Origin of the sequence: Rhizobium laguerreae (assembly GCF_002008165.1) — a bacterium.
Taxonomy (GTDB): domain Bacteria; phylum Pseudomonadota; class Alphaproteobacteria; order Rhizobiales; family Rhizobiaceae; genus Rhizobium; species Rhizobium laguerreae.
Map to the genome: position 1 here is coordinate 649072 of NZ_MRDM01000014.1, position 12550 is coordinate 661621.

General features: G+C 57.8%; 11 protein-coding genes. 8 read left to right on the forward strand and 3 right to left on the reverse strand.

The features are described from left to right. Window positions 1-29 precede the first annotated feature (29 nt). The 7 genes from BS630_RS19015 (at window position 30) to BS630_RS19045 (ending at window position 6587) form a co-directional block, all read left to right on the forward strand. On the forward strand, window positions 30-539 hold the full coding sequence (locus BS630_RS19015; RefSeq protein WP_077978627.1) for a hypothetical protein: 510 nt from the start codon (window positions 30-32) through the stop codon (window positions 537-539). Beyond that, a complete protein-coding gene (locus BS630_RS19020; RefSeq protein ID WP_077978628.1) occupies window positions 536-1708 on the forward strand; it encodes a class I SAM-dependent methyltransferase in 1173 nt (390 codons plus the stop codon). The genes BS630_RS19015 and BS630_RS19020 overlap by 4 nt, the downstream gene beginning before the upstream one ends. Next, a complete protein-coding gene (locus BS630_RS19025; protein ID WP_077978629.1) occupies window positions 1705-4068 on the forward strand; it encodes a SpoIIE family protein phosphatase in 2364 nt (787 codons plus the stop codon). Before BS630_RS19020 ends, BS630_RS19025 begins: the two co-directional genes overlap by 4 nt. A 3-nt stretch (window positions 4069-4071) precedes the next feature. Then, window positions 4072-4632 carry a slr1658 superfamily regulator gene (locus BS630_RS19030; RefSeq protein ID WP_077978630.1) on the forward strand — a complete coding sequence of 187 codons (561 nt, stop codon included), beginning with the start codon at window positions 4072-4074 and terminating at the stop codon, window positions 4630-4632. Between the two features lie 7 nt (window positions 4633-4639). Continuing rightward, entirely contained in the window at window positions 4640-4978 is a 339-nt protein-coding gene (locus BS630_RS19035; RefSeq protein WP_017961073.1) for a slr1659 superfamily regulator, read from the forward strand. Window positions 4979-5316: 338 nt separating this feature from the next. Then, window positions 5317-5724, forward strand: coding sequence for a lysozyme inhibitor LprI family protein (locus BS630_RS19040; RefSeq protein WP_077978631.1), 408 nt, complete (start codon window positions 5317-5319; stop codon window positions 5722-5724). A 224-nt stretch (window positions 5725-5948) separates the two neighbouring features. Further along, window positions 5949-6587 (forward strand): hypothetical protein, encoded by a 639-nt coding sequence (locus BS630_RS19045; protein ID WP_077978632.1) that lies wholly within the window; start codon window positions 5949-5951, stop codon window positions 6585-6587. A gap of 386 nt (window positions 6588-6973) precedes the next feature. On the opposite strand, the gene BS630_RS19050 is transcribed toward BS630_RS19045, so the two are convergent. Next, entirely contained in the window at window positions 6974-7960 is a 987-nt protein-coding gene (locus tag BS630_RS19050; RefSeq protein ID WP_077978633.1) for an MBL fold metallo-hydrolase, read from the reverse strand. 48 nt (window positions 7961-8008) lie between these two features. On the opposite strand from BS630_RS19050, the gene BS630_RS19055 reads away from it, so the two are divergent. Then, on the forward strand, window positions 8009-8989 hold the full coding sequence (locus BS630_RS19055) for a LysR family transcriptional regulator (RefSeq protein WP_077978634.1): 981 nt from the start codon (window positions 8009-8011) through the stop codon (window positions 8987-8989). Window positions 8990-9223: 234 nt separating this feature from the next. Here BS630_RS19055 and BS630_RS19060 read toward each other — a convergent pair whose 3' ends face one another. Both BS630_RS19060 and BS630_RS19065 read right to left on the reverse strand, forming a co-directional pair. After that, the gene (locus BS630_RS19060; RefSeq protein WP_077978635.1) at window positions 9224-11356 is read right to left on the reverse strand and encodes a beta-galactosidase; all 2133 of its coding nucleotides are present in this window, start codon (window positions 11354-11356) and stop codon (window positions 9224-9226) included. Between the two features lie 17 nt (window positions 11357-11373). Then, window positions 11374-12519, reverse strand: a complete 1146-nt coding sequence (locus tag BS630_RS19065; protein ID WP_077978636.1) for an ABC transporter ATP-binding protein — start codon at window positions 12517-12519, stop codon at window positions 11374-11376. Between the last annotated feature and the right edge of the window lie 31 nt (window positions 12520-12550).

A 12550-nucleotide genomic window follows, 5' to 3' on the forward strand; every position in this document is an offset into this window, starting at 1 on the left:
GACGCCCAGGCAAAAGAAGGGAGGGTGTATTGGAACAGGAAGCAGCTAGCTTCGATGACCATGCATTTGCGCCGATGGTATCGCTGGAACTGAACGTTGCGATGTTCAAATCCCGATGGCAGTTTTGCGACAAGATTACCGAATATCTCTCAGACATCCTCGGCCAAGGTCACAGCGATCCCGCTCGATATTCCAATTTTCTTTCCGTCGCGACGAACGAGCTCATCGAACTTGCTTTCCGTTCGACGAGCGAGCTGGGAAGGATCAGTTTCAGTCTCTACCGGAATGCGACATTCAATCGGCTGAGAATTACGTTTCCGTGCGAGGAAGTATCTAGCCGAGAGCACACGAATGCGAGAGCAAGCGAACACCAGCCTGTCCCCGGCGCCGGCTCTGGATACGTGGTGATGAAATCCGACGAGACGGTTTTGCTTAGTGATTTGGCAGCAATATTCCGCGCCACGATCCGAATTGAGAAAGACGGCGGACAAGGGATTCAAATCATTGCGGATTTCCCCTCGACCGAGGACTTCCAATGAGCCTGCTTCCCCTACCCTTCACTGCTCATTTTGATCCGACAAATCAGGAGCTGTTGCTGTCGGGCAAGATGCGGCCTGAAAGTGCCGCTGAAATTGCCGATGCCCTCAAGCTGGTGCAGCAAAGTTTGGAAAAATATAGCGGGGTCATCTACGTCAATGTCAAACGCCTGACGCACATCAACATGACTGCCTTCTCCATCCTGGCCGATGTCCTCACGGCAAGCTGCCGGACCAGGCCGGAACGGAAGATCGTCATCATCACGTCGAGCGTGGTGGCATGGTCGACCTCTTTGTTCGAGACGCTGGCGGCATCACAACCAAACTTGTCGGTTGAAGTTTACGATTCGGCATTTTATCCGGGCCAGAGCTTTGTCGAGGATGAGACTTTCATCCCCATTCTGCGCACCCAGACGAAAATGACATGGAGGCACGAACGCGAACTGTTGCCTCGCCACGGCCTGCGCAGCGGTCTTGTCATCGCGGATATCTGTTGCGGAATTGGTGATTTCGCGGCTTTGGTTCAGAGGGAATTTAAACCGGCACGCCTTGTCGCGCTGGATCATTCCTCGCGCAGCCTCGAATATGCTCGCAGGGTCGCGGCCGACTTCGATCTGCAGGGGATAGAGTATACCTATGGCGACGCTTCCCAAATGCTGCTGCGAGACAATCAGTTTGACTTTGTGACCTGCCGACATTCGCTGCAGATTTTCGACCGTCCCGAGATGCTGCTCAGGGAGCTTTACCGCATCTGCAAGCCTGGCGGCCGTGTCTACATCACCAACGAAAAAAACTCGCATTGTCTGGGCGAGCCACATGCTGAAACAATAAGATGGACTTACGAAGAAGTCGCCAAACTGTTCAGGTACTTCGACATGGATGTCGAGATGGGGCCGAAAAGCCGCCATCTCCTCGCCGACGCCGGTTTCGATAACATCAAGGTCGATTGCTTTATGGTCACGAATCTTGACGGGGATCCACAAGACTTTGCAGACATGATCGAAGCTTGGGAAAATGTCTATGCGGGCGAGATGGCCGTCAGACGGGGCGACTCATCAGATTTCATTCGCAGGTTCCGGCAGGGATTCAAGGATCATGTCTTTGCTGCTCTTCATCCCAAGGGTTATGCAGGCTGGCCGATCTGGGCAGCTTCCGGCCGAAAGCCGCTGTGATGGACGAGAGATCATCGAAGAGGCCGGCAAGATTAGGCTCATTTCGGGCAAAGTTCATTTTGGTCGTCGGCGGCGCTGTCCTCTTTGATCTGCTGGTCAGCGGTGGACTGGCACTTTGGAATGTTCAGAGGCTGTCGCGCGACGCCACCCTCGAAGTCGGACAGGGTCTGGAAGCAGCAAGCCAGGAATACATCCGCACATATGCCGATTCCACCGCAGCCCAGGTGAGTTTGCTCCTGCGGCAGGTTCATAGCGACGTCGGCACCCTGGCAGGTGTGCTCCAGGCGCAAATCGACGATCCCGAGCGTAATTCCGATGTCGGCGCGGCGATCGCGCGCACATCGCCTGGCAGCGTCAGCCTTGTTTACGACGAGAAGGGAAAATGGTCTCAGAACCTGCCCGGCTCCGCTTCGGTTGTGAGCGTCTGGGGTTACTTGCTCGGACCTGACCATCGGCCGAAACCCGACATCCAGCGCGATCTAGAGACGAGCGCGGTTCTCGACATCGTTGCGCCGAGCCTGCTGCAGCACGGCGCTTCTAAGCTGCAGATGTACTACATCGGACCGAAAGAACGGCCAATCTTCAGGACGGCCCCCTACACCGACCAGGCTCAGACCTTCGATCGCCTTTATTCGGGGCACAACGAAGCCGATTTCTGGGACTTCTTTTTCCCCGGGCTTTACGAGTCCTGGCAGAACTGGGCCAAGGACACGAAAACGCGGCCGGTCGCCGACGATATCACGCAGACCGCTCCATATACCGATGCCATTACCGGAAAGCTGATCGTCAGTTTCTTTCATCCATTGTGGACAGCCGACCGGCAGGATGTCGCCGGGACGGCTGGCGCGGACATCACACTCGACCAGCTCGCGCAGATTGTTGAGAATGTGAAAGTGGCCCAGTCCGGCTTTGGATTTCTCGCAATGTCCGACGGAAACGTTGTGGCGATCAACAGCACAGGAGAAAAAACCCTCGGTCTGCGTTCTGCAAGCGATGCGAGCGGAGCCGGCGCCTTGACCGGCCTGGAGCGCTCCCTGAAGGGAAGCTCCCAGCCTGCCATCGCCAAACTGGCTCTTGACCGAGAACAGGGCATTCAGCACCTGCTGTTGCAGCAGGACGGCAACGAGGTCCCCTATATCGCTATCGTCAAGAAACTGCCGGCGACCAATCTCTGGGTCAGTGGCCCGGTTCGGCAAGAGGCGATGTTGCTGGGGGTGGTTGTGCCTGAACGAGAAATCCAGGCCTCCCTCTATGCGGCCCAAGCCAAAATTTCGGAAGCTACCAACCGGATCGTGCTCTACCAAATACTGGCGATCCTAATGTCACTGCTTGTTGTGGCTATAGCAGTAATTGCGGCTTCGAAACGAATAACGAGCGGAATCAGTGCACTTGCAGATGCCGCCAGACGGATTCAGGCGAAGGATTATTCGGTCAGGGTGGCCATAACAAGCAGAGATGAGGTCGGCGAGGCTGGTGAAGCATTCAACCGGATGGCCGAACAGATCAGCTATCACACGGAAAATCTCGAGCAGCTTGTCGAAGAGCGAACAGCTCAAATCGAAGATGCAAAGGAAGAGATTTCGACGCTGAACGCACAGCTCCAGCGAGAAAATCGACGTCTCGGAACGGAACTCGCCGTCGCCGAGAGGATCCAGCTCATGGTTCTTCCGCTGCACCAGGAACTTGAGGAGTTTCAGGCCCTTGAGATCGCAGCCTATATGAGACCTGCAGAAGAAGTCGGCGGCGATTATTACGACGTATTGAAGAACGGAAGCCGGTTGAAGATTGGCATCGGCGACGTCACCGGACACGGGCTCGAAAGCGGCGTGTTGATGCTGATGGTTCAGTCCGTCGCCCGCGCCCTGCAGGAAGCCGGAAACACCGACGCCGTCAAATTTCTCACAGACCTGAACAGCGCCCTGTTCAAAAATATCGTGAGAACTAAAATCGACAAACATCTCACTCTGGCGTTTCTTGACTACGACGGCAAAGAGATGATCCTGTCGGGACAACACGAGGAAGTTGTCGTCGTGCGGGCGAACGGCGAGGTCGAGCGCATAGACACCATGGATTTGGGTATACCGATCGGGCTGGAAGCCGATATTTCTGCCTTCATTAAAACCCGCGAAATAAGCTTCGAGACAGGCGACCTCATACTGCTGCATACCGACGGCGTAACAGAAGCCGAAAACGACGCTGGAGAACTGTTTGGCATCGAACGTCTGTGCCGCGAAGCACTGCGCTTGAAGGACCAGAGCGCTGAGAAAGTCGTTGCCGGAATTATAGCGACATTAATGCTCTTCATCGGATCGCAGAAGATTTACGACGACATCACGCTTCTCGCAGTGCGACATAGGTGAGACATGACGCCAACGGTATATGGTATGGAATCTCTGGCGGGCATAAGCTTGGATTCAAGCACGCGTCTCACGTTAAGCGACGGACCGCTTCAGCTTGGATGGAAGCACTCAGGAATGACGTCCGACTTTATAGCGGAGGTCATGGCTCTGCCCTATTCACGTTCAAGAAAAGACTATGTGCAGGCGCATCATGACATCGGATATCTCACCAATGAGTTGATCGAAAATGCCGTTAAGTTTCGACAGCCTGGGGAGATCCTCATTGAAGCCGGCATATTCGACGGTACTTTTTTAATAAGGGTGAAGAACACGATCGATGGCGTGACATCTTCTCGCTTTCAGCAACTGCTGCATCGCCTTCAATCGAGGGACCCTGGCGAACTTCTTCTTGAGCAAATCGAAACCAATGCCATATCGGCAGAAAGCGGTTCGGGCTTGGGGTTGCTGACCCTTCTGAGCGATTACGATGCAAAAATGGCATGGGCATTCGAAGGGAATAATGACCAGCGTGTCATACTGACGACGACTGCTGCAGTGGCGATGCCGCCCTCCTCCAATCTGTGAGCGAAGAATGGAAATCAGCGACGAAAATTTCCGCGTATGGGCTGAGAAAAACGAGGTCTATTTCGATGGCGTATTCCGGCTGGCGGGACCGGACGCCTATGCGCCCATTTACTCATTGATATCAGGCCTGCTCCATGAGGGGCACAAACAGGTGACGTTCAACCTGACGGGTCTCGAGTTCCTCAATTCCTCTGGCATAAATCTCCTGGCCAAGCTGACGATTGAAGCCAGAAAGATGGGCGACCTCCTGCTCGTCGTCAAAGGCACCAGCCAATATCCTTGGCAAGCGAAATCGCTGCCGAATCTCAAGAAGTTACACCCGCTTGTCGATTTGCGCCTGGCGTGACTCTCTATTGAATGCCATTTAACGCTCTCGCAAAACCCAGCGAGGCGTCCTGCATCAAGTCGACATGTTTTCGATAACAGGCCCGCGGCTCCCGGATCGGCGAGCTGTTTCCAGTTATGCCAAGGTATGGCCGAGATAGCTTACCGAAAATGGACTGCAAGCCTGGAATGTATCGTGCTCGCTCAGCAAGGCGTACCCAAGGTAATGACACCGTCACCGACCCATGCAAATGAATGGTGAGATGACGTCGACTTGATGGCAGGGAGCAGAAATGGGGTTAATACCAGCAACGGGGCATGCGGTGTTTGGATATCCATTCAATCGGAAAGAGGTCCATTATGAGAGCTTTGTTGCTGTCCGCCACTTTGGTCCTGACGACGTCAACGTTCGCATTTGCAGATGATAACTGCGGCGATAAGACAAATCAGTCAGACATGAACATCTGCGCTGCTGAATCCCTGAAGAAGTCGGATGCGGAGATGAACAGGGTCTACAAGGAGATCGAAGGTCGGCTGAAGGATGATGCCGACACCACCAAGCTTCTCGTAGCGACCCAGAAGGCATGGATTGCATTCCGTGATGCCGAGTGCAATTTCCAAAGCTCGACCGTCCAGGGTGGCACCGCCTATCCGTTCGTCAACAGTTCGTGCCACGACCGCCTGACTCAAAGCCGCACGGAAGCGCTCAAGGTTTACCTGAAGTGCAATGACGGGGACCTGGACTGCCCGGTCCCGGGAGCAAATTAAACATCTGAAATCTCGAAGTTACGCCTCGGCTCCTCGGTCTCCCGGCTTCCCGTCCCGTCGGCCGTTCCGACCAGGAATCGTTAAGTATACGAAGCCGTCTAAGACCATTGCCGGTGCCGACATCGGACCTCGGTCCGATGTGCAACGCGCGATCACCGTCTAACCTCTCGTATCTGTTCAAGCCGTGCATCTGCACCGCGCTTGACCCGACTTGGAGGAAAACAATGCGGATAGCAACCCTAGCGTCCTTGGCCGCGCTTTCGCTGGCTCTTGCAGCAAGCCCGGCAACGATTGCCGGAATCGACATGACCGCACAAGCAAAGAGCGGTGGAAACGGTGGCGGCAACGGTGGGGGCAATGGCGGCGGTCACGGCGGCAGTGGAAACAGCGGCAACCATGGCAGCAGCAGCCAAGGTAGCGGTTCAACCCATGGCAAATCGCAAGGCGCGAAAGGCAAGTCCACTGAGGCGGCAAGCAAGTCCAAGTCCGACAAGGCGGACGAGAAAAAAGTCAGCACCAAAGAAAAGAACCTGTCGGCGCAACTTGCGGGCCTGAACTCCTTGAAGCGAAACTACAAGGCGTTGATGCATACGTCGGACCCGCGCATGACCGCCATCGCCGCCTATGCCATGGCTTATGCCCAGTATGAGCTCGACAACGGAATCGAGCCTGCGGCCGATGACCCTCTGTTGGGGGATGAGGCGCTGGAGGACGCATTGGCTTCCGCAACGAAAACCGGTGAAGTCAGTCCCGCGGTTCTGAGCCAGGCCAAAACCATTCTCGGGGTTGGCGACGCAAACGGGAAGATCGATCAAATTCGCACCTCGCTGGAGAACGCCGCGCCGGCGACATCAGACGAATAACCGCGAATTCAGGTGCGAGCAGTGTGGAGCTGACAAGTATAGCTCCGCACTAAATTAAGAGAGCATTTCCGTTTTGTTTGAGTACGGAAATGCTTTTTTTTGCATATTTTCCAACGCAAACCGCTGCGCAGCGAGCAAGGCCCGATTAGGGGGCCCCGGCCAAGTCGCTGTTCTTGGAACCATCGGCACGCTTGTCGTCTGGGCGCGGTCCTCGTTGAACTTGTAAGCAGTATGCCACTTGCACCTGGACAAAGAATCCTGAATTCGGTGTGGAGGACCAGCAGCCTTGCTAGGCATGGCAACTAGGCGCCATTTGCTGACATTGACGCGCCGCCGCCGACCGATTGTCGTTCGGGTCATGAGAAAACCTCCAGGTCGATATCTGATTAGAACTGCCAGCCCGCCGGGACCCAGGCGTAACCCATGTCGGTCTTGAGCATTCGTCCGAGCCCCGGGAACGGGTAATGAAACCCGAGAACAAGGAGCTTATCGGTCGCGGCCATATCGAATATGCGGCGGCGCGATGCGAGCGCGGTATCCTTGTCTCGGTCAGGTCCGGGTCGCCATGGATGGTCGATGTTGACGACCGGGTGGTAGGCAAGGTCCGCAGTGAGGAGCAGTTGGTCGTTTCCTGAATGGACCAGGAATGTTGCCATGCCAGGCGTATGTCCCGGCGCAGCGATCGTGGTGAGGCCCGGCACGATTTCCGCACCTGCCTCGTAGAGCTCGATGTCCTTTGCGATCGGCTCGACACTCCGTTTGATCGCTGCTGCAAACCGATCACGAAAGTCCCTTGGTACCGGCATATAGGAGAGATCGGGATCGTTGCGCACAAAAAAATCCCAGTCTGCGCGGGGTGCGTAGACGGTGGCTTTGGGAAACGCTTTTTTGCCTTCGGAAGTGCTGAGATTGCCGACGTGATCAGGATGCGTGTGGGACACCACGATCGTGTCGATATCGCCTGCATCGAGACCGATGGCGGCGAGATTGTCGAACACACGCCCCGCATTCGGTCCCATCGTGGCCCCGGCTCCCGCGTCAAGCAATATCCGCCTGTCGCCGACCTCGAGCAGCAGCGTGTTGAGTTGCAGGGTCATGTGATCGGTAGGAAGGAAAGCGCGGCGAAGGACCTCCTGCAGCTCGGCCTCCGGAGCATCGTTGGCATAGACCGTCGGTGGGCCGCCGATCACGCCATCGCTCAAAACTGTCGCTTTGATCTGCCCGACCCGAAATCGATAATATCCAACATTGATGGCGTCCGGGCTCTGCACCTGCGCCTTGCCTGATCCGGTTGAACCTCCGAGCAGCAGAGCGGCCGTTCCAGCAACCGCTGAAACCATGACTGTTCGCCGGTTTAATGTGAGTCGATCCATTGCTTTTCCTTTCAGTCGACAATCCGCATGTGCGGTTGAGGTATTTAGATGACCTCAAATCACTGCGCTGATAAGACGAGCAAATCTACGCAGCTTGATAAGGTAAGCTTCGCAATGGATCAGCTTCGCTTGGATAGCCTGGATGTTTTTGCGGCGATCGTCAGGTGCGGCGGATTCAGGGCCGCCGCCCTGGAGCGAGGCGTTTCATCATCGGCACTCAGCCAGACAATCAACGCTTTGGAAGAGGCGCTCGGCATCCGCCTGCTCAACAGGACAACAAGAAGCGTTGCGCCAACGGAGGCGGGACAGCGTCTCCTGCAGCGCCTCGGTCCAGCTTTGACGGACATCCGCCTCGCAGTCGATGACCTTAACCAGTTAAAGGAAAACCCGTCCGGCACCCTTCGTATCAATGCGCCAGGCCCCGCAATCGATCACCTGCTCTGTCCGGCAATGTTCACCTTTATGGACACATATCCGGACATCAAGGTCGAGCTCATCAGCGAAGCAGCGGTCATCGATATCGTCGAGCAAGGCTTTGACGCGGGCGTTCGGTTCGGAAAACAGCTGGCACAAGATATGATCGCAGTACCGCTGGGACCATCGCTTCGATACGCGATCGTGGCGTCGCCGGACTATATTGCAAAGCATGGCCTGCCTCTGACCCCCAATGATCTCGCCGGCCACAACTGCATTCGAAGACGATTTCCCGGTGGCACGCTGGTATCCTGGAAATTTGAAAAGGGCGGAGACGCCCTCGAAGTCTTGCCGGAGGGGCGATTGACGGTGAGTTCGGCACACAACGAATTGCAGGCCGCTGTCGCCGGATGCGGATTGGCCCATGTCTTCGAGGACTACGCCACACCCGACCTGACGAACGGCCGGTTGATGGAGGTTCTGAAGGACTGGAGCCCCCTTTTGCCAAGCTGGTATCTCTATTATCCGAGCAAAAGACACTCCAGTGCCGCCATGCGAGAGCTGGTGAGCTTCTTGCGGTCCTACGATTGGAAGCTGTCCCGGATGTCGGCTTAATTGAACGGTCATGACCTACGCCTGACTCGCTTCTCGACCTGAAAGGACGTGATCGGCGCCTCTGCGCTATGAATGAGTCCCTCCGCTGGTAGTCCTCTCCATCATGCTGGGGACCGACCGGAGCATCGACAATGGCACCCGTCGGCGCCCGCGATATGGATCCTCGGCGCAAGGCCGAGGACAACGGAGAATGCAGCAGCAGCCCTCGCCACGCTTTCGCCTGGCGAGCGCAACTCACCCCGCGAGCTCGATGATCGCGCAGCCGTAGCCTTCGAGATCGAGCCTGCCGGCAACGGGCTTTTCGTCATCGAGGAGATCGCGGCCAGCGGGAACGCCGCCGATGGCGGCCGGCTGGTCGGTGTAGTTCTGGATGAACAGCAGCCGGCGGTCGTCATTCATCCGCATGGTCACCTCGACGCCCTCGGGAAGGTCGCCGATCAGCGGCTCGATGCCGACGGGTGCAAATAGCCGCTCGGCAAGCGCTGCCGTCAGATCCGGGGTGAGATAGGTGCCGACATAGACCACCTGTCCCTTGCCGAGTTTGCGCGATGTCGCCATCGGCTGGCCCTCGGCATAGCGGTTGGACCAGGCCGCAACCACCTCGACATCGCTTGCGATCGCCAGGTTTTCATAGAAATAGCCGCCGACCAGTTCGCGGTTGCCGATCTTGAAGCGGCGTTCGCGGCGGCGTGATTCCGCCGGCTTGTTCGGCGGAATGACAAGCCCGCCCGAACGTTCCATCACATCGAAAAGCCCGTTGGCGCCGGGGGCGGCAAGGCGGCCGAAATCCTCGACACGTATGCCTGTAAGCTGCGACAGCGAGGTGCCGGGCGCGGTCTCGCGGATGACGTGGTTATCCTCATTGCGCGTGCCGGTGCGCGCGCCGATGACGACGGTGCCGCCCTGCTCGGCGAAGGATTTCAGTCTTTCGGTCCATTCGTCCTTCCACATCACCCAGTGGGGGACATAGAGCAGCTTCAGCTTGGAAAGATCGTCTTCGGGATGAATGAAGCCGCAGGCGATGCCGCGGTCGTAGCAATATTGATGCAGCAGGATCGCATCGTCCTGCGGGCTCGGCAGGCCGATCGGATAGGTCTTGTGGGCTTCCTGATTATCGAAATCGGAGCCGGCAATGCCGACATCCATGCGCACATAGGTGCCGAGGATCTTGGGCGCCAGCGCGGTCATCTCGGTCGCGAAGCGTTTCGCCTCGTCATAGCGATGACGGGCGACGTCGTCATGGTCGATGATGCCCATCCAATAGATCTCCGCGCCAAAATGCGCGGGGCGCCAGCGGAAGAACATCAAGCCGTCAGCGCCGTGGGCGACCGAGGAGAGCGCCATACGGCGCAGCTCGCCCGGCTCCGGCGTCAGCGTGCAGAAACCCGGCTGGCTGCCCAAGCCCGATTGCTGCTCGGGAACGATATAGTTGCCGGAAAAACCGCGGCAGATATCGAGATGCAGCGCCTGGACCTTGGCGTGGTTTCCGAGCCGCTGGAACTCGTCGTAGAGCATCGGATAGATATCGTAGCCGACGAAATCGAGATCCTTGCTGAACTGGCCGCGAAAGTCGATATCCCTGAGCCCCCCGAGATTGTGGAAGACGAACCAGGAGGGTTTGACGGCGCGCAGGATCTCGACCTGGTCGTGCTGGAAGCGCGCCGTCGAAAAGGCAAGGAAACGGTGATAATCCTGCAGATGACCGGGGCTCGGGAAGGTCGGGCCGAACTCGATCGGCAGCACCACCTGGTCGAAGCTGTCATAGGCCGTCGCCCAGAAATCGCCGCCCCATGCCGTGTTGAGCTTGCCGATCTCGCCATATCTTCCGGCAAGAAAGGCCTGGAATTCGGTGAGCGTTGCCGTCGAAAAGCTCTCCGGCATGCTGGTGTTCAGCTCGTTGTCGGTCTGCCAGCCGACGACAAAAGGATTGTCGCGATAATGCTCGGCCATCGCTTTGGTGATGCGCCGGCTATGTTCGCGAAAGACCGGGCTTGCCGTGTCGCAATGCTGGCGCGAGCCATGGCTCATCGGCCGGCCCTTGCCGTCGACCCTTAAGATCTCCGGATGCGCCACGGTCAGCCAGCGCGGCGGCGTTGCCGTCGGCGTGCACATGATCGTGTCGATGCCGTAGCGCCCGAGCATGGCGATGGCACGGTCGAACAGGTCGAAATCGAAGGTGCCGAGCTTCGGCTCGAGAATATGCCAGGCGAATTCGGCCATTCTGACCACGTTGAAGCCGGCCTTCGCCATGCGCTCGGCGTCGCGCTCCCAGTAGCTTTCATCGACGTGCTCGGGATAGTGCGGGGCGCCGACGAGGAAGCGGTCGGTGTTGACGGGGTTCCATACGGAGAGGGTCTTGTCGGACACGGTGATGTTTCCTGTGATTATCTGTCGAGGGTCGTCTTGCGGGCGCTGATCGTGCGTCCGCCATCCGGTGAGAAGAGATAGAGTTCGTTGGCGTCGAGCTTAAGCGCCACGTTCTGGTCGGCGGCAAAAGGCGCGACGTAGCTCAGCTGCACCGTGATGTTGCCGGTGCCGCTTTCCGAGGCAATGGTGCTGAGCTTGCCGGCGTCGACATAGAGAATGGTTTCGCGCCCGAGATGCTCGACCAGTCGGACCTGACCGTTGATCGCCCCGCCCTGCGCCCCGTCGGCGACCATCGATATGTTTTCCGGCCTTACACCGAGCGTCAGGCTGGCGCCCTTCGCCAGCACCGTCGCCTCCGCCAGTTCCACCGTCACCGGCACGAGGCCCGGTGCGGAGACCGTGACATTGCGGCCGGACACCTCGTCGACGGTAACGCCGAGGAAGTTCATCCGCGGGGCGCCGAGAAAGCCTGCGACGAAAAGATTGTCTGGGTTGCGGTAGAGTTCGAGCGGCGAGCCGACCTGCTCGATCACCCCCTGGTTCAAGACGACGATCCGGCTTGCCATGGTCATGGCCTCTACCTGGTCGTGGGTGACATAGACCATGGTGGCGCCGAGCTCGGCGTGCAGGCTGCTGAGCTCGACACGCATCTGGGTTCGAAGTGCCGCATCGAGGTTCGACAGCGGCTCGTCGAAAAGGAAGACGTCGGGCGAACGGGTGATCGCCCGGCCGATCGCCACGCGCTGTCGCTGCCCGCCGGAGAGCTGCTTCGGCCGCTTCTCCAACTGGTCGGTGATCCTCAGAATCTTGGCTGCGTGCACCACCGCCGCCTCGATCTCGGCCTTCGGGCGCTTGGCCATGCGCAGGCCGAAGCCCATATTCTCCGCCACCGTCATATGCGGATAGAGCGCATAGGACTGGAAGACCATGGCGATGCCGCGATCCCCCGGCTCCTGTTTGCTGACGTCGCGGCCGTTGATCAGGATCTGGCCGGAGGAGATCTCCTCCAGGCCGGCGATCGTCTTCAAAAGCGTGGACTTGCCGCAGCCGGAGGGGCCGACCATGACGATGAACTCGCCTTGCGCTACGGAAAGATCGATGCCGCGCAGCGCATGATAGGCGCCGTAATTCTTGTTGATCTGTCGGAGTTCGAGACTGGTCATGCGTCCTGGCTCTCTGCTGTTGAAATCGGAA

Coding starts and splice junctions, on each gene's coding strand:
- BS630_RS19020 (WP_077978628.1), top strand. CDS start 536: ATGAGCCTGCTTCCCCTACCCTTCACTGCTCATTTTGATCCGACAAAT.
- BS630_RS19030 (WP_077978630.1), top strand. CDS start 4,072: ATGACGCCAACGGTATATGGTATGGAATCTCTGGCGGGCATAAGCTTG.
- BS630_RS19035 (WP_017961073.1), top strand. CDS start 4,640: ATGGAAATCAGCGACGAAAATTTCCGCGTATGGGCTGAGAAAAACGAG.
- BS630_RS19040 (WP_077978631.1), top strand. CDS start 5,317: ATGAGAGCTTTGTTGCTGTCCGCCACTTTGGTCCTGACGACGTCAACG.
- BS630_RS19045 (WP_077978632.1), top strand. CDS start 5,949: ATGCGGATAGCAACCCTAGCGTCCTTGGCCGCGCTTTCGCTGGCTCTT.
- BS630_RS19050 (WP_077978633.1), bottom strand. CDS start 7,960: ATGGATCGACTCACATTAAACCGGCGAACAGTCATGGTTTCAGCGGTT.
- BS630_RS19055 (WP_077978634.1), top strand. CDS start 8,009: ATGACCTCAAATCACTGCGCTGATAAGACGAGCAAATCTACGCAGCTT.
- BS630_RS19065 (WP_077978636.1), bottom strand. CDS start 12,519: ATGACCAGTCTCGAACTCCGACAGATCAACAAGAATTACGGCGCCTAT.